The sequence below is a fragment of the Yersinia kristensenii genome, assembly GCF_900460525.1.
GTDB lineage: Bacteria > Pseudomonadota > Gammaproteobacteria > Enterobacterales > Enterobacteriaceae > Yersinia > Yersinia kristensenii.
On record NZ_UHIY01000001.1, the window covers coordinates 3804502 to 3825701 of the forward strand.

The window sequence follows — 21200 nt, forward strand, 5'->3', positions numbered from 1 at the left end:
CAATGAAAAAAGCGATCCTACACACGCTGATAGCATCCACTCTGGCACTATTATCACATCAAGCCTTTGCAGCACAGGACGAGGTTAATTTACGCATGTCATGGTGGGGTGGTAATGGCCGCCACCAAGTTACCTTGAAAGCATTAGAAGAATTCCACAAACAACATCCGAATATTAATGTTAAAGCAGAATACACCGGTTGGGATGGTCATTTATCTCGTCTGACCACGCAGATTGCCGGTGGAACTGAACCCGATGTTATGCAAACTAACTGGAACTGGTTGCCTATCTTCTCTAAAGACGGTACCGGATTCTATAATTTGTTTAGCGTAAAAGAACAATTAGATTTATCGCAATTTGATCCGAAAGAACTGCAACAAACCACCGTTAATGGCAAGTTGAATGGTATTCCAATTTCAGTGACTGCGCGTATTTTCTATTTCAATGATGCGACCTGGGCTAAAGCTGGCTTAGAATATCCTAAAACTTGGGATGAGTTACTTGCGGCAGGTAAAGTATTCAAAGAAAAACTGGGTGACCAATATTATCCAGTGGTATTAGAGCATCAGGATACTTTAGCGTTAATCCGCTCATATATGACGCAAAAATACAACATTCCGACCATTGATGAAGCTAATAAGAAATTTGCCTATACACCAGAACAGTGGGTCGAATTCTTTACTATGTATAAAACCATGGTCGATAATCATGTTATGCCATCCACTAAATACTATGCTTCATTCGGTAAGAGTAATATGTATGAAATGAAGCCATGGATTAATGGTGAATGGGCGGGTACTTATATGTGGAACTCCACTATAACTAAGTATTCGGATAACCTGACCAAACCCGCTAAATTGGTGCTTGGCCCCTATCCGATGTTGCCAGGAGCAAAAGATGCCGGCTTATTCTTTAAACCAGCACAAATGCTTTCAATTGGTAAATCAACTAAGTATCCACAAGAAAGTGCTATGCTAATCAACTTCTTATTGAACAGCAAAGAAGGGATTGAGGCATTAGGTCTGGAGCGTGGCGTCCCATTAAGTGCGGCCGCAGTGACCCAACTACGCGCTACCGGCGTGATTAAAGATGAAGATCCTTCTGTTGCCGGTTTAAATATGGCATTGGAATTGCCACATAAAATGACAACTTCACCATACTTTGATGACCCACAGATTGTTTCACTATTCGGTGATGCCATCCAATATATAGATTATGGTCAGAAGACTGTACAAGAAACCGCGGAATATTTTAATAAACAAGGTGACCGTATTCTGAAACGCGCCATGCGTTAATAAATCAGACTAAATTTAACTTAAGTAACTATTAAACCCTGCCATTAATTTGGCAGGGTTCTTTTGTTTTAAACAAAATAAATAGCCAATTAGATCGGCATCACAATTTAATATCTGTTTAGAAAATTAATTGCCAACACAGACATGGATCACAAAAATAATTATTAATATAAATAGAATGTATATTCACAATAAATGAAACGTCGTTTCTTTGTTTGTGAGCTTGTTTTTTAGTCGTATGTTGATTTTTTATAGAATTGTTAATTGATTTTGATTTAAATAACCATAACCCCTGGGATTATATAAAAATGAAATTTAAACTACTGACTCTGGCAGTGGCATCTGTAATCAGCTTTAGTTCTGTTGCAACAACAATTGACTACCGACACGAAATGAAGGACACCAGTAAATCTGATCATAAAGATCGTTTGCTGATTTCCAACCGCTTTGCTAATGGCTTTGGTTTGTCTTTAGAAGGGAAATGGGGCCAGCACAGCTCTGACACCACTCCAAATAAACCATTCAATGAACAAGTGAGTAATGGCACCGAAGTCGTTGCTAGCTATGTTTACAAAATCAACAAAACTTTCCAAGTTGAGCCAGGTTTCTCATTAGATTCAACCTCAGACTCCAATAATTACCGTCCATATTTGCGCGGTAAAGTGTCCTTCACTGATGATTTTTCAACATCACTACGTTACCGCCCATATTACAAACGTAACCAACCTGCTCAGACTAAAAAAACTGAGAAAGGCCATGAGTTCACCATGTTATTTGCTTATAATTTCTTGAAAGATTATTCAGCTGAATACGAGCTGAACTACAAAAAATCTGAAGACGAAATTCTGGCCAATAAAGAAAAATACGAATGGGCTCATGATGTGAAAATTGCCTACAAATGGGATAAAAGCTGGAAGCCTTACGTGGCTATCGGTAACGTCCCTGGCAGCAAATCAACTGATGAGCGCCAAACACGTTACCGTGTTGGTGTGCAGTACACTTTCTAATTTCGACCGGCTAAAATGACCTGTCGATATTAATAAATCTGTAGCTGTTAATAAATCTGTAATTGTGAATAGATCTGTAGTTATTAGTACCCTCATCATTATTTGTTAATTATGCCCCACCCGCATGACTTTGGGGAAAAGCTGACTACCCGTTGCTTTTCCCCTTTTTTAGGCCCATCCCTGTGTGGGAACGGTTGTAGCAAAATTGCCCCCCTACCTGATTCCGTTAATTCATCCCAAAACCCGATATTCACATGATTGAACCTCATGTTAAATGACACTTCCTTAGTCCACGTAAAATGAGACATTTAGTTACAGCGTAACGGCTATTCATGTCATTAAAAATCTCATATACTGGATAAATCAACAGCTACAGATTCGGAATTCAAGTATGACAGGGGAAGGACACCTTATTTTTTCTGTCGCCTGCGTTATTTTTGCCAAGAAAGTCGGCCTCACGCCTGAACTGGCACATGGCGATTGGTGGCATATTATTCCTGGCACCCTGCTAACTTCCCTGCTGCCAGACATTGATCACCCCAAATCAATCCTTGGTCAGAGATTAAAGTGGATATCCACACCTATTGCTCGTGCATTTGGCCATCGCGGGTTTACTCATAGCCTGTTGGCGGTGCTCGGTGGTATCGCGCTTTTTCAAATGGATATTTCTCGCGACTGGATTATTCCCGCGGATGCATTTCACGCAATGATTATTGGCTATTTCAGTCATCTATTGGCCGATATGATTACACCTGCCGGTGTCCCGCTCTTATGGCCATGCCGTTGGCGTTTTTCTATTCCTATATTACGGCCACAAAAAGGTAATCAATTAGAGCGCGTATTATGTGTTCTATTAGTTTGTTTTTCTGTCTATTGGCAAACTGACACAACGATTCCTCTGCAATCCTATATGGAGCAATTGAAGAATTTTAGATTTTGATCACACTTTAACGGTTAAATAATAACCAATTTGTGCTAATTACATACAAATAATGCAAGAATTTTATATAACATTCTTTTTGAGTATAAGTGAGTCTCCTAAGTAACTGCTAACATACGCGACTAATTTGCGCAGTTGTCTGTGCGTGGCTCTATTCTAGATAAAAATAGAAATAGAATATGTGGCCAGTATTTAAAATAATAATTTGGAGATTTGGGGATGAACCTACCGCTTGTGATTAACGTGCTGTTATTTGTAGCACTGCTATTACTGTTGGCACAAACCCGGCATAAACAATGGAGTCTGTCCAAGAAAGTCTTGGCCGGTCTGGGGTTGGGTGTACTATTTGGTCTCGGGCTACAATGGGCCTATGGCTCAGATAATCCGGTACTGAAAGAGTCGATCACTTGGTTTAATATCGTGGGTAATGGCTATGTGCAATTACTGCAGATGATTGTTATGCCACTGGTATTCGCCTCAATCTTAAGTGCGGTTGCCAAACTTCATAATGCCTCTTCATTGGGTAAAATCAGTGTATTGACCATAGGTACATTGCTATTCACTACATTAATCGCAGCTCTGGTCGGTGTGCTGGTGACCAATCTATTTGGCTTAACGGCTGATGGTCTGGTGCAAGGTACACAAGAATCAGCGCGTTTGAGTGCTATCGAAAGCAATTACCTTGGTAAAGTGACTGATCTGACAATCCCTCAGTTGATTCTCTCCTTTATCCCGAAAAACCCGTTTGCCGATTTGACCGGTGCTAGCCCAACCTCAATCATCAGTGTGGTTATCTTTGCCACTTTCCTGGGAATAGCTTCCCTGCAATTACTGAAAGATGATGTAGAGAAAGGCCAACGTGTGTTAGTAGCTATCGATACGCTGCAAGCTTGGGTGATGAAGTTGGTGCGTCTGGTGATGAAATTGACCCCTTACGGCGTACTGGCCTTGATGACCAAAGTGGTTGCCGGTTCTAATATCCAAGATATTATCAAGCTGGGTAGTTTTGTTGTTGCCTCTTATCTTGGCCTGGCCATTATGTTTGTGGTACACGGCGTGCTGCTGTCTTTCACCGGTATTAACCCGCTGAAATTCTTCCGCAAAGTTTGGCCAGTGCTGACGTTTGCATTTACCAGCCGCTCCAGTGCTGCCAGTATCCCACTGAATGTAGAAGCACAAACTCGCCGTTTGGGTGTTCCTGAATCTATCGCCAGTTTCTCAGCATCCTTCGGGGCAACTATCGGCCAAAATGGCTGTGCAGGGCTTTATCCTGCAATGTTGGCCGTAATGGTGGCCCCCACTGTTGGGATTAACCCGCTAGACCCAGTATGGATTGCCACGCTGGTCGGCATTGTCACTATCAGCTCTGCCGGTGTTGCTGGTGTTGGCGGTGGTGCAACTTTCGCTGCGCTAATCGTACTACCAGCGCTGGGCTTACCCGTCACTTTGGTTGCTTTGCTTATCTCTGTTGAACCATTGATAGATATGGGGCGCACTGCATTGAATGTCAGCGGTTCAATGACTGCCGGTACCATTACCAGCCAATTGATGAAACAAACAGATAAAGACATTCTCAACAGTGATGATGATGGCGATTTAGCCCATCAATAAACATCGCTGATGAGTCCTTAAAAGCCAGTCATCCGTGACTGGCTTTTTATTTTTAAACCACTCGCTGGAACCTGTACCCCACGACTTCAAGGATGAAGGGGACGATATTTTTCTACCAATGCCAATGCAATAGCTTCCGTCTCTACATCCGGCACACCACTGAAATCTTGCGGCCGGAAGTGCATTTGAAATGCTTCGATAACGTGCTTGCTCTCATCATCTAACTCGCCACTTTGGGGAATTTGATAACCATAACGCGCTAATGCCTGCTGGATAATAGCGACAGATGCGAGATCATTTTTATTTCGACCATCAATATACTTTGTGACCGTCGCATCATCAGGCCAAGCCCCGATGCCCTGCTCCGCTAAACGCTTCCACGGAAATAATGGTCCAGGATCTGACTTTCTTTGTGGCGCAATATCGCTATGAGCGACAACATCAGTTGGATCAATATTATAACGCTCAACAATGTCCTTGGTTAGCCGCTCAATCAATTGAATCTGTGATTCGTTGTATGGATACCACTGCCTACCCAACATCTTCTCAGTAAAGCCCTTATTGACGATTTCAATGCCTATCGAGGTATCATTGAGGCTATTACGCCCATGCCAATAGCTAACACCGGCATGCCAGGCGCGTTCAGATTCAGGAACTAATTGTAAAACGATAGGTTTGCCATCAAGGTTATCAGGATGTGTTTTGACCAAATAATGGGCGCTAACATCACCTTGTGTTAGTAATCTCAGTGACTCTGCGTCATCTGTTGCGGTGTAGTGAAGAACCAAAAACCTCACTCGCGTATTTTGAGCAACAGAAGGGATATTGGTATCCACTTTATACTCACCGCGATCAATCAATTTATTCGGTTTATCACGATGAGAGCTACTACAGCCAGCCAGTAGCAGTAATAACCCTATGCTTAATAACTTCCTCATCTTTTTTCTCCCTGTAATGATGCTTAAGCACGGTTATAGTGAACCCACTAAATTAAATGGCCCGTCAACAGTATGTTCAAATGATAACTAATATCATCAGATAAGACTTATATCTATAAATTAGTTGATGTTGCTGTTACATACAATTCGAATAAAAAACGGCTCCTGATAAGGGGAGCCGTTTGGAATATGGGAAGGAATAAATAGTTATAATTAACAGCTGACTTAAAATATCCAATAATTATACAGTATTTACCCTAAAAAGAGATTTCCTCAGAAAGGATAATCGCGATACCCCATTTGTTCAGAAATATTACGTGCAGCGCGATGCAAAGATTTCACAATATTACTTTTGCTGTCTTCAGAGAATCGCAACGTCGGATATGAAATACTTAAACCCGCAATGACGACACCGAAACGGTCAAAAACCGGCACAGCAATGCAGCGTAAACCTTCTTCTTGTTCTTCGATATCTTCACCGAAGCCTTGCTCACGAACCTGATCTAACACTGGCAACAGGGCCGCGGCACTGCCCAGCGTGTGTTTGGTGCTGCGGGTAAACTCGACATGAGACAAGATTTCTTCTACTTCGCCACGGTCACGCCACGCCAACAATACTTTACCAATGGCAGTACTGTGCAGTGGATTACGGCGGCCAATACGAGAATGCATCCGCAGGTTATACATAGAATCGATTTTATGGATATAAACGATGCTATCTTCATCCAAGGCACCCAAGTGAATAGTTTCACGAGTTTCATTGGATAATTCACGCATTTGTATATCAGCGCTACGGATCAAATCGACGTTTTGTAATGCTTTAGCGCCTAACTCAAATAACTTCAGAGTCAGGGAATATTTCTCTGATTCGCCTTCCTGTGCGACATATCCCAAAGACTTCATGGTCTGGAGGAAGCGGTACACTGTACTCTTAGGCATCATTACACGCTGAGAAAGCTCGGTAATACCTATTTCCCGCTCTTCACCCAAGGCTTGTAAGATGCCAAAAACTTTCAGAACCGACGAAACAGAGTCGGGCTGTTTATCTAAATCTGCAATAGCCATTTTTTGGTTACCCTACTCATTTTCTGTGTTTGATAAAACAATATGTTTTAAAAAAAATAGAACAGTGGTTTTATTATAAAGGGAAGTCGTGAGACTGTGCAATAAACCAATGTGAATAATAAGATATTAGCCTTGCAGACAGCAAATTAGCCTCTTCCCATGAAAGAGGCTAGTGTAAAATTCAACTATTTCCAGACTGATTCAGGCAATGTAGCTAAATATAATGCCGGTTTACCGTGAACATCCGAGGTAAATAGGATTTGCTTATCATCCGGTGTAAAGGAAGGGTGTGGATGTGTGACCTGGCGATCACCTTCGAATACTTTCCATGAGGTGTCGTGGCGAGCAACACGATGCTGAGTGCCATTCTTCAGGTTGAAAACATACAGGAATGGATCATTTTCAATTTTATACCCGCTGTCATCTTGCACATCGACCGGCGCATCAGAACCATCGCCCACCAGTAACGTGCCGTCATAGTTGCTCATCAGATGCGAACACGCTGGCATTGAGGTCAATTGTCGGTTTTCCAGTGTTTCTGGATCAGCGCTGTAAATAAAGCGATCTGGGCTGCCTTTTAGATAGGAAACATACACCAGCGCTGAGCCATCTGGCACCCAGAATTCATGGGTGCAACTTTCGCCTTCTGCATGGGTTTTCACCTTGCGCATATTACTGCCATCTTCATTGATGAGCCACATCCGCGCATCAACCAGATCGTGGGGGCCTTCATGGCAAAACGCAACTGTGTTGTCATCATAAGGACGGTAAATTGGATGACCGAGCCATTGATTTTCTTGTAAAATCACCGCCGATTCACCTGTTTTAAGGTCAACCCGCATCAGGCGGCAGCAAGGTTTAGTAAAGTAGAATTCGTGGAATTTCTTCCAGTCCGTCAGAGGCTGCCAATCTTCGCGTTTGATCTCAATGCCAACCAACTTGGTACAATCTGAATTAGCCACCCAAGTACCGTAACCAACCCACTCTTCAGGCACTTGATAAACCACATTTTCTTCTAATGTAGCAAGGTCAACACGCATCAGATTACGGCCATCTTTGACATAAAACAGCGCGTCATCATCCGGTGATAAAAAACCACCAAAGGTATTGTCGCCGCGCCCTTCTGTCAGTTGTGTGGCCACCTGAGTATTAAGATCCAGCAAGTAGTAGTTCCATGGGCCATCAAAAGCGCCGCCGAACAACAACTTACTGCCATCACGGGTGAAACATTTTTGATAGAAATAGTTACGGTGGCAAGTCACATCAGGGGGCGTCAACCGTGTAACTTGTGCGCCGGTAGAGGCATCCTGATAAGTATGAAATGTCAGAGGGATTTGTTTACCTTTAGCCATCCGGAAAGTCCTTAAAATCATCAGAGAATTAAAATTTACCTGCAGGAGAACCTGTTCGGCTAATATTACCCCACATTATAGAAACGATGTTTCATTTTTCCGTGATCGCGGTTCTATTTTTACTGATTTACATAAATCATGGTCTTTATCAGGCGGTTAATATGGGCTAAAAGGGTGATTCACTTCGATCTTCCATCTAAAAATGGTCTTTTACAAATAACCCTGGCCGCAAGAGTGCATTCAAGCACGATAGCCGTTAGCATGGAAAGATTCTGCTACCTTATGACTTTTACAGACAAAATCTATGAGCCCATCTGCAACCGATGGAATGCCGGTTCCACAACGCTATGCCGCCGTCGTTGTTATTGCTTTAGGTATTATGATTGCGGTGCTGGACGGCACTATCGCCAATGTCGCATTACCGACCATTGCCCGTGACCTTAATGCCAGCCCCGCCACTTCTATCTGGGTCGTGAATGCTTATCAGTTAGCCATCACCGTATCTTTACTTTCAATGGCATCACTGGGCGATATTATTGGTTATCGACGGGTTTATCAGGCCGGCTTACTGGTATTCAGTGTGACATCCCTGTTTTGCGCCTTGTCCGATTCCTTATGGACTCTCACATTTGCTCGCGTACTGCAAGGGTTGGGTGCCGCCGCATTAATGAGTGTGAACACCGCTCTGATCCGAATTATTTATCCCAAAGCTCAGTTAGGGCGAGGTATCGGCATTAATGCCTTGATTGTGGCGGTTTCTGCGGCTGCGGGGCCAACCATTGCCGCCGCAGTGTTGTCAGTTGCCTCCTGGCAGTGGCTATTTGCCATAAACGTGCCGATAGGCCTGGTCGCTTGGGGGCTGGGCATGAAGTTCTTACCTGCCAACAATATGAAAAGCAACGGCAACCGTTTCGATGTCACCAGCAGTATTATGAACGCGCTGACCTTTGGTTTACTGATAACCGCCATCAGTGGTTTTGCCCAGGAGCAAAGCCCGACACTGATTGCCGCTGAAGTGATTGCATTGCTGGTCATCGGCTTTTTCTTTGTGCGCCGCCAACTCAACCAGCCCTTCCCCTTGCTGCCCGTGGATTTGCTACGCATTCCTATTTTTGCGCTGTCGATCGGCACATCAGTGTGCTCCTTTGCCGCACAAATGCTGGCCATGGTTTCGCTGCCTTTCTTTTTACAAACAGTATTGGGCCGTGATGAAGTCGCCACCGGGCTGCTATTAACCCCGTGGCCACTCGCCACCATGGTGATCGCCCCTATCGCCGGGCGATTAGTTGAGCGTTATCATGCCGGATTACTCGGTGGGATTGGTCTGGCAGTATTTGCCAGTGGGCTATTTCTGTTAGCCATATTGCCAACCAATCCCAGTGATATGGATATTATTTGGCGCATGGTGGTGTGCGGTGCAGGTTTTGGCCTGTTTCAGGCACCCAATAACCACACGATTATTTCTGCTGCCCCCCAAAATCGCAGCGGTGGAGCCAGTGGTATGCTGGGCACCGCACGCCTTCTGGGGCAGACATCAGGGGCTGCATTGGTCGCTTTGATGTTTAATCTATTTGCAACTAATGGGACACATGCATCACTCATCCTGGCGGGCTGTTTCGCCAGTATTGCAGCACTGGTCAGCCTACTGCGAGTCAGCCAGAAACGCAGTTAACCTGGCTGCTCAACCATAAAAAAACCCCGCCGAAGCGGGGTTTTTTATTGAGCTTCAATGCAGGTTATTTCAGGTATTCACCCGAACGCAAAGCTTCAATACGTTTGTCCAGCGGTGGATGGGACATAAACAGCTCGCTGAATGATTTAGATTTACCGTTAATGCAGAAAGCCATCAGAGTCCCTGCTTCCTGCGGCTCATAGCTGGTTTTTAACCGCTGCAATGCGGCAATCATCTTCTCACGCCCGACCAATCTGGCTGAGCCGGCATCGGCATGGAATTCACGATGACGTGAGAACCACATGGTAATAATGCTGGCAAGAATACCAAACACCAGCTCCAATACCATGGATACCGCAAAGTAAACCATTGGGTTACCTGAACTGCTCCCTTCATTATCACGATCACCCGACAAGAAGCCGGCAGCCACCTGTGCAATCAAGCGCGAAATGAAGATAACAAAGGTATTCACAATACCTTGAATCAAGGTCATGGTGACCATATCACCATTTGCCACATGGCTGATTTCATGGGCAATAACTGCCTCGGCTTCATCGCGGCTCATGTTCTGCAACAAACCGGTGCTGACGGCGACCAGTGAAGCATCACGACGAGCACCGGTGGCGAAGGCGTTAATATCCGGCGCCTGGTAAATAGCCACTTGTGGCATAGCAATGCCTGCCTGCTGAGACTGACGGCGAACCGTCTCCAACAACCAGCGTTCAGTTTCATTACGCGGCTGTTCAATCACTTCACCGCCCACGGAACGCAGCGCCATCCACTTGGACATCAGCAACGAAACGAATGCGCCGCCGAAACCAAACAGACCGGCCATGATCATCAGCCCCTGCACACTGCTGGACTGAATACCTGTCAGGCTAAGCACCAACCCGAACACCAACATGACAGCCAGGTTGGTGAGAAGGAATAGAGCGATACGCATCATAAAAAGTTATTTCCTTATTCTGTTAATTGACGACCGTATTAAATCGACATCGTATAAGCCAAAATCGTCATGATGACTTAGCTAAATGATTACTGAGATATGCTGATCGTATGGGCATCTGACAAATTTTCAAGGCTTGTTAAGTTCTAAGAGAGGAAATCAACATAACTTTACAAACTTGGATACTTTTTATTACATATTAAGCTATTTTTTCATCAATCAAAGGGTTGTGGCATGAAAAAAAAGTAAAAAAAATCCGAGCTCTAAGAACCCGGATTATGTTTATCATCCGCTAATTATTTTGCGGCGGTTGCTGACTGCGCAGGTGCTGCTGGTTGGGATTCAACCTGCGGCTGCGCTTTTTCTTTATGGGCCAAATCCAAGGCGATATGAACTGTCTCGTCCAGATAAGGGTCCGGCTCTTGATAGTCTTTGGGTAAATCTTCCAATGACTTCAGCGGCTTTTTACCTTCACGTTTGAAGCGCTCATTTAAACGGTTCAGCCGCGTGGCATCATCCTCATGGTTCTCTTTTTCACGTTGAGCGTAATTAAGAGAGACAATGTTCTTCTTATCTTTCAGTGCCTTATAACGCTCAATATCTTGCTGAATATGTTGGAATTCAGGATCAGCGGCGATACGTGCGGCATGCGTTTTGAGCAACTCCGGCTCCAGCGGTTTCAAGTCGCCCGTCTTGGTATAGCTGGCAGCATTAATGCTGTCCCAAGGCAAGGCATTATCTTCGAAGCTTTCACCGGTTTCTGCCGGATCAACCCCCGTTGGCATCACGATATCTGGGACAACCCCTTTACGTTGAGTACTGCCGCCATCTACCCGATAGAATTTCTGGATAGTGTATTGCAGTGAGCCCAATGCTGGCCATTCAGGGCGCAGCATTTGATCGTAAATGCGATTCAGCGAACGGTACTGCTGAACCGTGCCTTTACCGAAGGTCGGCTCACCGACAATTAATGCACGGCCATAGTCTTGCATTGCAGCAGCAAAAATCTCGGAAGCAGAGGCACTATAGCGGTCAACCAAGACCACCAGCGGGCCTTTGTAATACACCACGCCATCAGTATCACTGTCTTCGCGCACTTTGCCATTGTTATCCCGTACCTGAACCACCGGCCCACTCGGAATAAACAAACCCGACAGCGAGACAGCTTCAGTCAGAGCCCCACCACCATTGCTGCGTAAGTCAATGATAATGCTGCTGACATTTTCTTTTTCCAGCTTCTGCAATTGCACCTTGACGTCTTCGGTCAGGCCAACATAGAAGCCCGGAATATCCAGCACCCCGACACGTTCTTTGCCGATGGTTTTCACCGACATTTTCACCGCGCGGTCTTCCAAACGAATACGCTCACGCGTCAAGGTCACAGTGCGCGGTTTAGTCCCTTTACCAGCAGGTAAAATTTCCAACCGGACTTTACTGCCCTTCGGCCCTTTAATTAGCGCGACGACATCATCCAGACGCCAGCCGATGACATCCACCATCGGTTTGCCGGTTTGCCCTACACCGATCACCCGGTCACCCACGGCGATAGTTTTACTTTTCGCTGCCGGGCCCCCTGGAACCATGGAGTTGATTAATGTGTAATCATCATCCATTTGCAGAACTGCACCAATACCTTCCAGAGACAAGCTCATTTCGGTATTGAACTGTTCGGTGTTTCGTGGGGATAAGTAATTGGTATGTGGGTCAATTTCGTGAGCGAACGCATTCATAATCAGCTGGAAGACGTCTTCGCTATTACTTTGCGTCAAGCGCTTAATGGCAGCCTGATAGCGCTTGGTCAACGTCTCTTTGATTTCTTTATCCGTTTTACCGGTTAATTTCAAATTGAGTTCATCATACTTGACTTTAGCGTCCCAAAGCTTATTCAGCTCAGCTTCGCTAGTCGGCCAAGGCGCTTTGCTGCGATCAATATCAATGGTGTCATTACCGGTGAAATCCATTGGCCGGTCTAAAACTGACAGCGCATATTGATAGCGTTCAAAACGGCGTTTTTGCGCCAGATTGAATAATGCATACGGCGTATCTAGCTGGCCGGATTTTAACTCGTCGTCCAGCGAATGTTTTTTATCCGCGAACTGTGCCACATCTGATGCCAACAACACGTTATGGCTGTAATCCAGCATGTTGAGGAAGCGATCAAATATTTTGGCGGAAAACTGATCGTCCAATGCAAACTGACGATAGTGAGAGCGAGTGAAGCGCGATGTTACGCGCTCACTCACGGTTGCATGCTCTGGTTCCTGGTGCAATTGAGGAAGTTGATCGATGCGATACGTTGTATCAGCCGCGTAACTTGCCCCCGCCAGTAACAAGCCTGCGATTGCTGTTAGTCTGACAAATTTGTTCATGCCTAGGTTGGCCTCCGTATCAGAACTGCAAGTGTTCTGCGCGCACAATCATCGCCAGACCTGAAGACAGCTGCACCCGTACGCCATCTTTAGCGATTTCTAATACGGTTGCGTCCATCGCGCTCTTGCCTGCTCTGACTTTGATTTCTTGACCAATTTGCAGTTTAGAGATATCTGTGACCGGCACAGGGCGTGGCTGGTTTTCCTCGGCCTGTGGACGAGGTGGCCGAGCCTGTTGTTGATTAGCCTGTTGTAGGCGAGGTGACTGACGCGGCTTGCGGTTTTCCACCGGAGCACCCGCTTCACGACGCGGCGCAGGTTTTTTACCTGCCGGACGTGGGCGACGTGGCTCTGGGGTTTCACCCGCAGCAATGGCAGCTTCGCGCTTTTTAGCTTGTTGTTCAGCACGTTGTGCCTGAACACGGGCTTTCGCCTCTTCCAGCTGTTTGCGGGCATGTTCGACATGTTGTTCTTCCAGCACACCACAAGGGTTGCCGTCTAAATCAACACGCTCAGCACCGACTTTGACCCCATAAAGATAACGCCAGCTAGATGTATAGAGACGCAGCGCAGAACGCAATTGCGTTTTGCTTAAATTCTGTTCCCCCTGAACACGTTCTACCAGATCTTGAAAAATACCGATCTTCAGTGGACGTGCTTCGCCTTCGGCGGTGAAACAAAGCGGGAACCGCTCAGCCAAAAAGGCTATGACTTCTTTACTACTGTTCAACTTAGGTTGATTTTCCATGAAATTTCCTGATTACAACGGGTTTGCCAACCAGCGCAGGCATGAACAGGCGTCATTATAATGACGCCATCAGCAATTGCCACGTTATCCGTCTATCAACTTGCACTCTTTGTAACATATTTTGAACTGTCACAAAGCTCAAGATGCTCGCAAAGCCCCGCCACGACTGAGATTAAGCCTAATTCGTCGTCTTTATCAAAGCGATCATAAACAATGCTGTCGATATCCAAAACGCCGATAACTATTCCTTTAACTGTGATTGGCAGCACAATTTCAGCATTACTGGCGGCATCACAAGCAATATGACCGGGGAATGCATGCACATCACCGACCCGCTGAACGCGATTTTCTGCCACCGCAGTTCCACACACCCCTTTCCCAACAGGAATGCGTACACAAGCGATTTTCCCCTGGAAAGGGCCTAATACCAATTGATTGCCATCGAGCAAATAAAACCCCGCCCAATTCAAACCCTCAAGGCGTTCATAAATTAAAGCGCTGGCATTAGCCAATGTGGCGATAAAGTTGGTTTCACCTGCAATCAGGGCACTCAAATCACGTTTTAATTCCGCGTAGAATTCTGCTTTTTTCATGTAATAACCGTTAGAAACCTAAGAATAGCTAGAGACAATTGATACGCCTAGCTTATATAAAATAATCATTAAATGCGCGTTGCTACAAGGTTATTCGGCGCTTACCCTGTAAAAGATTTGCTCACAGAGGGGTTTGCCCCTTTTTGCCCCTTGTTTTGACTCATTGCTCTGCTACCATCCGCTTTATTATTTATATATTGGGTCAGGGTTCTTATCTGATGAAGATACATGCCATTCAACGCCCATTGTCCACCGCGAGGGGTCAGCGGTGCTGTCAGTGCGATGCGCTGTTTACCTTGCCCCCTCTCAATAGCAGGCAGACTGCCTATTGCCCGCGTTGCAGTGCGAAAATAGCCAGCGGTCGCGATTGGTCATTGACCCGCCTGACAGCCATCGCTGTCGCTATGCTGTTATTGATGCCGTTTGCCTTTACTGAGCCGCTCATTACTATCCGCCTGCTCGGTACGCGCATTGATGCCAGTTTGCTGGAGGGGATTTGGCAGATGAGCAGTCAGGGCCACCCGATTACCGCCAGTATGGTGGCATTTTGTATTTTGGGTGCACCGATTACATTGACCGTCTCAATACTGTATCTGCGGATTGGTAGCCGGATTGGCATGAACCTGCGTCCCATTTTGCTGATGTTGGAGCGCTTGAAAGAGTGGGTCATGCTGGATATCTATCTTATCGGCATGGCGGTGGCCTGTATTAAAGTCAAAGAATACGCCGACGTAATGGCCGGTAGCGGATTAATAGCCTATCTGACCTTAACATTGCTGAGTATTCTGGTGCTGGTGCATTTGAATCTGGAGCAATTGTGGGAGCGCTTTTATCCGCAAGAGCCCCCCCCCGGCCCTCGAGAGACACTGCGAGCTTGTCTCTCCTGTCATTATACTGGGCACCCTGATGTGCAGGGGCGCTGCCCGCGTTGCCATACACCTTTGCGCCATCGCCGCCGTCACAGTATCCAAAAAACTTGGGCGGCATTAATTGCCTCTATTGTATTGTTATTGCCCGCTAACCTATTGCCGATATCAATTGTTTATGCCAACGGCGTGCGCATGGAAGATACTATCTTCTCAGGCGTGGTTTCTCTCGCTTCATCGGGTAACCTGCCTATTGCCGCCGTGGTGTTTATCGCCAGTGTGCTGGTGCCCTTTACCAAAGTTATTGTCTTAATAACATTGTTGCTGAGTATTCATCTCAAGACACAGCACAGTCTGAAAACCCGAATGCGGTTGCTGCGCCTAATAACCTGGATTGGCCGCTGGTCGATGTTGGATCTCTTTGTTATTGCACTAATGATGTCGCTGATTAATCGCGATCAGCTCCTTTCTTTCACTATGGGGCCAGCAGCCTTCTATTTTGGGTCTGCGGTCATTTTGACTATCCTTGCTGTTGAGTGGCTGGATAGCCGATTGATTTGGGATGCACATGCAACAGGAAACGCCGAATACACCGACTGAGGCACAAATTAAACATAAACGCCGGATATCGCCGTTCTGGTTACTGCCTTTTATTGCCCTGCTGATTGCGGGGTGGCTGGTTTATAACAACTGGCAGGAACGTGGCACCGAAGTCACTATTGATTTCCAATCAGCAGCGGGGATTGTCGCGGGGCGTACCCCGATTCGCTATCAAGGTGTGGAAGTTGGCATGGTGCAATCCATCAGTCTGGATGATGACCTGCGCAATATTAAAGTCACCGCCAGTATCAAAAATGATATGGAAGATTCGCTGCGCGAAGGGACTCAATTCTGGTTGGTGACCCCAAAAGCCTCATTGGCTGGCGTTTCCGGGCTAGATGCCTTGGTGGGCGGCAACTACATCGGCATGATGCCGGGAGAAGGCAAACCCCAAAGCCACTTTACCGCGTTAGATACCCAGCCCAAATTCCGTCTGAATACCGGTGAGTTAATGGTGCATCTTCACTCGCCTGATTTAGGTTCGCTCAATAGCGGTTCGCTGGTGTATTACCGTAAAATTCCGGTGGGCAAAGTTTATGATTACAACATCGCGCCTGATAATAACGGCGTTGTCATTGATGTGCTGATTGACCGGCGTTTTGCCAAACTGGTCAAGAATGACACCCGTTTCTGGAATGTGTCTGGTTTTAAAGGCGATTTCAGCCTAAGTGGCGCTTCTGTGCAAATGGAAAGCCTGGCCGCCTTAGTCAATGGCGCTATTGCCTTTGATTCCCCGCCAAACAGTCAGAATGCAAAGCCCGATCAGCCTTTCCAGCTCTATCCCGATTTAGCGCATAGCCAGCGCGGTGTGGCTATTACCCTGGATTTACCCAGCGGTAGCAGCTTGAGTGAGGGGCGCACCCCACTGATTTATCAGGGTTTACAAGTCGGAACTTTGACAAAAATGACCCTTCAGCCGGACAGTAAAGTGACCGGCGAATTGACCATTGATCCGTCAGTGGTGGATTTAATGCGCACTGGCACGCGTATTGAGATGAACAGCCCACGAATCAGCCTTAATGATGCCAAACTGAGTGAACTTTTAACCGGCAATACACTGGAACTTATCCCCGGCGAGGGTGAACCCCAACAGCGTTTTACCGTGCTGCCCAGCAACAAAAGCCTGTTACAACAACCCAATGTGCTTGAATTGCAACTCACCGCACCGGAAAGCTATGGCATTGATGTGGGTCAGCCAATCTCACTGCATGGCATTAAGATTGGTCAGATTTTGACGCGCGACCTGTCCACCGATGGCGTCAGCTTTACGGCAGCAATTGAAGCGAAATACCGGGATTTAGTGCATAAAGACAGTAAGTTTGTGGTGAACAGTCGACTGAATGTAAAACTCGGCATCGACGGCATTGACATCCAAGGTGCCAGTGCGCAGGAGTGGATTGATGGCGGCATTCTGATTCTGCCGGGCGGCAAAGGCGAGCCGCTCAATAAATACCCGCTGTACAGCAGTGTGGACAAAGCCCTTGATGGCATTTTAGGCAACAGCCCGGCGACCACCCTCACCTTGACGGCCACCAGTTTGCCCGATGTGCAAACCGGCTCCGTGGTGCTGTATCGGAAATTCCAGGTGGGTGAAATTACCCAGATTAGGCCGAAAGCCAATGAATTCGAAGTGGAGGTTTATATTGAGCCGGAGTATCGCAAGCTGCTCACCGATAAGAGTATTTTCTGGGCCGAGGGCGGTGCGAAAGTGCAATTTAATGGCAGTGGCCTCACCGTGCAGGCCTCCCCACTGAATCGGGCATTAAAAGGCGCTATCAGCTTTGATAATCTCGAGGGTGTCTCGCTGGATAAAGGCGCAAAACGCACACTTTATGTTAATGAAACCGCCGCTCGCGCCGTCGGCAGCCAGATTATCTTACGCACCTTTGATGCCAGTAAACTGGCAGCTGGTATGCCAATTCGCTATCTCGGCATCAATATTGGTCAAGTTGAATCACTCAAACTGGCCCCTGAGCGCAATGAAGTATTAGCCAAAGCGGTGCTCTATCCAGAATACGTGCAAAGTTTTACCCGCGCCGGTACCCGCTTCTCGATTGTGTCACCGGAGATCTCCGCAGCAGGGGTCAATAATCTGGATACGCTGTTCCAGCCCTACATTAATGTCGAGCCGGGTAAAGGTAATACATTGCGCACGTTTGAGCTGCAAACCGCCACCATTACCGACTCGCGCTATCTTGATGGCCTGAGTATCATTCTCGATACCGCAGAAGCAGGTTCGTTGCAAATTGGCACTCCAGTGCTGTTCCGTGGGCTGGAGGTGGGTACCGTCACTGGGTTTAATCTGGGGGCAATGTCTGATCGGGTGCAAGTTTCTCTGCGCATCAGCCAGAAATTCCAGCACTTAGTGCGGCAAAATACCGTATTCTGGTTGGCATCCGGTTATAACCTTGAATTCGGCTTGACTGGCGGAGTAGTGAAAAGTGGCACCTTCCAGCAATTTATTCGCGGTGGCATTGCTTTCGCTACCCCCCCCCACCACACCACTGGCCCCGAAAGCCAATGCGAATCAACACTTCTTGCTGAATCCACAAGAGCCCAAAGACTGGCGAAACTGGGGGACGGCAATACCACGGTTCTAATACAACAGGCCTACAGGGCAGCGAATGTGCTGCCCTGATAGCTATCATCACAGACATCCAACACACATTTTCGCAACCAGCGATGTGCTGGGTCAGCATCCATTCGTGGATGCCACAGCATAGCAACCCTGATAGTCGGTGAGGTTATTGGCAGCGGGAAACTGTACATTCCATCGCGCAAATTCAGGGTGTGACGTTCAGGAACCGTGGCCACTAAATCAGAGCCTTTCACTAAGGCCAGTGCGGTCGAGATACCATCAACATAAGTGACCGCGTTTCTTTCAAGACTCAATAATTGCAACGCATCATCAACCGGCCCTTTATGACCCTGACGCCGTGAAATCATAATATGGCCTTGGGCAGCATAGCGCTCAGCGGTTATCTCCCCCTCACTCAATATATGCCCTGCCCTGACCACGCCGATAAAACCATCCCCAAATAACGCCCGCGTGCGCAATTCAGGGCTGGTAGAAGCCCCCACCACTCCGGTTTCCAAATCGACAATACCATCGCGAAGTAACGTACTGTCTTTGTTCATTTTTTGCATAAAGCGCAACCGCACACCCGCCGCATCCTGATTAACTCGGGCTAACAACGCCGCACCAAAGTTTTCCACAAACCCATCACTGGTTCGCAAGGTGAAAATGCGCGTCAGTTGCGCAAGATTCAGTGTCTCCGCCGGGCGCAGAGCCGATGTGGCCTCTTGTACCAATTGGCTCACTTGCTCACGCAGCTCAAGTGCTCTTGGCGTCGGAACCAACGCCCGCCCCGCCCTAACCAATAAAGGGTCGCCGGTGGTTTGGCGCAATCTGGCCAGTGCCCGGCTCATCGCCGATGGGCTCAGCCCCAATCGCTGAGCGGCTCGCACCACGCTACCTTCCGCGAGCAGAACATTGAGCGTGATAAGCAAATTGAGATCAGGTTTTGTCATCCAGTGACTCTAGCATATAACGCCATGACATAGCGTTGTATGCATCAATAAACTGCATCCAGTGCGTCTTCCGCCCTACCATGTAATGAAATAGTCTCCTCAATACGTCTTATTTGGAGCTAATCCACACATGAAAACGATTTCCCACCGCCTAAACTCACTCAAAGCTGACAATGCCGCGCTACGAAAAACAATTCTCAGTCTCTCACTGCCGATGTTGCTTTCTTCCCTGGCCACCAGTATTGCTAATGTCGGATTACCCACATTGACCCAAGCTTTAAATGCTTCGTTTCAACAGGCGCAATGGGTGGTATTGGCCTATTTACTGGCGATGACCACCTCGGCAATCAGTATTGGGCGCATGGGCGATATTATCGACAAGCGCCTATTGTTAATCGCGGGAATCGGATTATTCACCCTAGCGTCACTGGGGTGTGCATTTGCCCCCACCATCGAAATGTTGATTACAGCCCGCATCCTGCAAGGTTTAGGGGCCGCCGCCATGATGACACTCACTTTAGCGTTAGTCGGTGAAACCATTAGTCAGGAAAAAACAGGGCGCGCCATGGGGATGCTCGGCACAGTATCCGCTCTCGGCACCGCCCTTGGCCCCTCTCTCGGTGGCATGCTAATTGCGGGCTTCGGCTGGCCCGCTATGTTTTTCATCAATATTCCGTTTGGATTATTGGCACTATTCCTGGCATTGCGTTACTTACCCACCAATCAGACTCAAATACTGCAACCTCGCTCAGGTTTTGATCCCATCGGAATGTTGCTGTTAGGCCTGACTCTCGCACTGTATGCGCTGTCAATGACTTGGGGGCATGGCACGTTCACTGCTGATAATTTAGGGCTATTAGGCGGGGCAGCTATCAGTGCCGGATTATTGATCTGGGCAGAAAAGAGCGCGAAAAACCCCTTGATTCAAGCCGCCATATTGCGCCATTCCGTGTTGCGCGGGGGCTTAATCATGAGCGCGTTGGTCAGCACCATCATGATGTCGACCCTGATTGTCGGGCCATTTTATCTTTCAGGTGCTTTGGGCTTGCCCGCGCAGTGGGTTGGGTTAGCGATGTCTGCTGGCCCAATAGTCGCGGCGCTGTGCGGTATTCCGGCTGGCTATGGGGTGGATAAATTGGGGGTTCGAATCATGGTTACCTGCGGTTTGGTCGGAATAACTTTCGCGGCCATAGTATTGGCGATAATCCCCACAGGTTTGGGTGTGCTTGGCTATATCATCCCCGTTTGTGTGATGACGGCGGGTTATGCCATTTTCCAAACAGCCAATAATACCTCAATGATTCAATCAGTTGGCGCAGAACGGCGAGGGGTTGTTTCCGGCATGCTCAATCTTTCACGTAACCTTGGGCTGATAACCGGCGCATCGGGCATGGGGGCTGTTTTCGCCCTCGCGTCAGCATCTCAAAATAGCCAATTAGCAACAGTGATGAATATTACCCAAGGAATGCAATTAACTTATGGCGTCACAGCACTATTAGCCGCGTTAGCATTAGGAATTTCCATCATTCCATTAAGTAATAAAACTAATCAATAAGGATTTTCACCCCACAGACACGGCAGACTTATGACTCTGCTGAAAGGATTCACATTCAAAATCAAAACCATAAAACATCAATTTTCCTTGAAAATAGACTTTAGGCCACCCA

General features: G+C 47.1%; 15 protein-coding genes and 1 pseudogene. 8 read left to right on the forward strand and 8 right to left on the reverse strand.

The window, feature by feature from the left end; genetic code table 11:
- Window positions 1–2 precede the first annotated feature (2 nt).
- The 4 genes from DX162_RS17455 (at window position 3) to DX162_RS17470 (ending at window position 4853) form a co-directional block, all read left to right on the forward strand.
- Window positions 3–1295, forward strand: coding sequence for an ABC transporter substrate-binding protein (locus DX162_RS17455; RefSeq protein ID WP_032821131.1), 1293 nt, complete (start codon window positions 3–5; stop codon window positions 1293–1295).
- Between the two features lie 308 nt (window positions 1296–1603).
- A complete protein-coding gene (locus DX162_RS17460; protein ID WP_032821130.1) occupies window positions 1604–2302 on the forward strand; it encodes an oligogalacturonate-specific porin KdgM family protein in 699 nt (232 codons plus the stop codon).
- A gap of 391 nt (window positions 2303–2693) precedes the next feature.
- On the forward strand, window positions 2694–3242 hold the full coding sequence (locus tag DX162_RS17465) for a metal-dependent hydrolase (protein ID WP_004393248.1): 549 nt from the start codon (window positions 2694–2696) through the stop codon (window positions 3240–3242).
- Between the two features lie 219 nt (window positions 3243–3461).
- Window positions 3462–4853: an L-cystine transporter gene (locus DX162_RS17470; protein WP_032821129.1), complete on the forward strand. Its 1392-nt coding sequence runs from the start codon at window positions 3462–3464 to the stop codon at window positions 4851–4853.
- Window positions 4854–4939: 86 nt separating this feature from the next.
- On the opposite strand, the gene DX162_RS17475 is transcribed toward DX162_RS17470, so the two are convergent.
- The 3 genes from DX162_RS17475 to ogl all read right to left on the reverse strand — a co-directional run bounded on the left by DX162_RS17475 (window position 4940) and on the right by ogl (window position 8208).
- The gene (locus tag DX162_RS17475; protein ID WP_004393246.1) at window positions 4940–5791 is read right to left on the reverse strand and encodes an N-acetylmuramoyl-L-alanine amidase; all 852 of its coding nucleotides are present in this window, start codon (window positions 5789–5791) and stop codon (window positions 4940–4942) included.
- 273 nt (window positions 5792–6064) lie between these two features.
- Entirely contained in the window at window positions 6065–6856 is a 792-nt protein-coding gene (gene kdgR, locus DX162_RS17480; RefSeq protein WP_004393245.1) for a DNA-binding transcriptional regulator KdgR, read from the reverse strand.
- A 185-nt stretch (window positions 6857–7041) separates the two neighbouring features.
- Complete coding sequence (ogl, locus tag DX162_RS17485; RefSeq protein WP_049560151.1) at window positions 7042–8208, reverse strand: oligogalacturonate lyase; 1167 nt, start codon at window positions 8206–8208, stop codon at window positions 7042–7044.
- 304 nt (window positions 8209–8512) lie between these two features.
- Here ogl and DX162_RS17490 point away from each other — a divergent pair, with 304 nt between their 5' ends.
- A complete protein-coding gene (locus tag DX162_RS17490; RefSeq protein ID WP_032821128.1) occupies window positions 8513–9880 on the forward strand; it encodes an MFS transporter in 1368 nt (455 codons plus the stop codon).
- Between the two features lie 64 nt (window positions 9881–9944).
- Here the strand turns inward: DX162_RS17490 and htpX are convergent, their stop codons facing one another.
- The 4 genes from htpX to DX162_RS17510 form a co-directional block, all read right to left on the reverse strand.
- Window positions 9945–10826 carry a protease HtpX gene (gene htpX, locus DX162_RS17495; protein ID WP_025378445.1) on the reverse strand — a complete coding sequence of 294 codons (882 nt, stop codon included), beginning with the start codon at window positions 10824–10826 and terminating at the stop codon, window positions 9945–9947.
- Window positions 10827–11122: 296 nt separating this feature from the next.
- Window positions 11123–13195: a carboxy terminal-processing peptidase gene (gene prc / locus DX162_RS17500; RefSeq protein ID WP_098080842.1), complete on the reverse strand. Its 2073-nt coding sequence runs from the start codon at window positions 13193–13195 to the stop codon at window positions 11123–11125.
- Window positions 13196–13214: 19 nt separating this feature from the next.
- Window positions 13215–13943, reverse strand: coding sequence for an RNA chaperone ProQ (gene proQ / locus DX162_RS17505; RefSeq protein ID WP_004392720.1), 729 nt, complete (start codon window positions 13941–13943; stop codon window positions 13215–13217).
- Window positions 13944–14038: 95 nt separating this feature from the next.
- Window positions 14039–14536, reverse strand: a complete 498-nt coding sequence (locus DX162_RS17510; RefSeq protein WP_004392721.1) for a GAF domain-containing protein — start codon at window positions 14534–14536, stop codon at window positions 14039–14041.
- 218 nt (window positions 14537–14754) lie between these two features.
- Between DX162_RS17510 and yebS the strand changes: the two genes are divergently transcribed.
- Together yebS and DX162_RS17520 are read left to right on the forward strand one after the other, a co-directional pair.
- On the forward strand, window positions 14755–16002 hold the full coding sequence (gene yebS / locus DX162_RS17515; protein WP_032820975.1) for a membrane integrity lipid transport subunit YebS: 1248 nt from the start codon (window positions 14755–14757) through the stop codon (window positions 16000–16002).
- Window positions 15971–18602, forward strand: a pseudogene (locus DX162_RS17520) (PqiB family protein). Before yebS ends, DX162_RS17520 begins: the two are co-directional and overlap by 32 nt.
- Before the next feature lie 10 nt (window positions 18603–18612).
- On the opposite strand, the gene DX162_RS17525 reads toward DX162_RS17520, so the two are convergent.
- Complete coding sequence (locus DX162_RS17525) at window positions 18613–19533, reverse strand: LysR family transcriptional regulator (protein WP_032820957.1); 921 nt, start codon at window positions 19531–19533, stop codon at window positions 18613–18615.
- Window positions 19534–19663: 130 nt separating this feature from the next.
- Here DX162_RS17525 and DX162_RS17530 point away from each other — a divergent pair, with 130 nt between their 5' ends.
- Window positions 19664–21088, forward strand: coding sequence for an MFS transporter (locus DX162_RS17530; RefSeq protein WP_115155881.1), 1425 nt, complete (start codon window positions 19664–19666; stop codon window positions 21086–21088).
- Window positions 21089–21200: the final 112 nt, after the last annotated feature.

What these genes read in the sequence shown, in the direction of transcription:
- proQ (WP_004392720.1), bottom strand. Translation starts at nt 13,943, where the DNA reads ATGGAAAATCAACCTAAGTTGAACAGTAGTAAAGAAGTCATAGCCTTT.
- DX162_RS17510 (WP_004392721.1), bottom strand. Translation starts at nt 14,536, where the DNA reads ATGAAAAAAGCAGAATTCTACGCGGAATTAAAACGTGATTTGAGTGCC.
- DX162_RS17490 (WP_032821128.1), top strand. Translation starts at nt 8,513, where the DNA reads ATGAGCCCATCTGCAACCGATGGAATGCCGGTTCCACAACGCTATGCC.
- DX162_RS17460 (WP_032821130.1), top strand. Translation starts at nt 1,604, where the DNA reads ATGAAATTTAAACTACTGACTCTGGCAGTGGCATCTGTAATCAGCTTT.
- prc (WP_098080842.1), bottom strand. Translation starts at nt 13,195, where the DNA reads ATGAACAAATTTGTCAGACTAACAGCAATCGCAGGCTTGTTACTGGCG.
- DX162_RS17465 (WP_004393248.1), top strand. Translation starts at nt 2,694, where the DNA reads ATGACAGGGGAAGGACACCTTATTTTTTCTGTCGCCTGCGTTATTTTT.
- DX162_RS17475 (WP_004393246.1), bottom strand. Translation starts at nt 5,791, where the DNA reads ATGAGGAAGTTATTAAGCATAGGGTTATTACTGCTACTGGCTGGCTGT.
- ogl (WP_049560151.1), bottom strand. Translation starts at nt 8,208, where the DNA reads ATGGCTAAAGGTAAACAAATCCCTCTGACATTTCATACTTATCAGGAT.
- yebS (WP_032820975.1), top strand. Translation starts at nt 14,755, where the DNA reads ATGAAGATACATGCCATTCAACGCCCATTGTCCACCGCGAGGGGTCAG.
- htpX (WP_025378445.1), bottom strand. Translation starts at nt 10,826, where the DNA reads ATGATGCGTATCGCTCTATTCCTTCTCACCAACCTGGCTGTCATGTTG.
- DX162_RS17525 (WP_032820957.1), bottom strand. Translation starts at nt 19,533, where the DNA reads ATGACAAAACCTGATCTCAATTTGCTTATCACGCTCAATGTTCTGCTC.
- DX162_RS17470 (WP_032821129.1), top strand. Translation starts at nt 3,462, where the DNA reads ATGAACCTACCGCTTGTGATTAACGTGCTGTTATTTGTAGCACTGCTA.
- kdgR (WP_004393245.1), bottom strand. Translation starts at nt 6,856, where the DNA reads ATGGCTATTGCAGATTTAGATAAACAGCCCGACTCTGTTTCGTCGGTT.
- DX162_RS17530 (WP_115155881.1), top strand. Translation starts at nt 19,664, where the DNA reads ATGAAAACGATTTCCCACCGCCTAAACTCACTCAAAGCTGACAATGCC.
- DX162_RS17455 (WP_032821131.1), top strand. Translation starts at nt 3, where the DNA reads ATGAAAAAAGCGATCCTACACACGCTGATAGCATCCACTCTGGCACTA.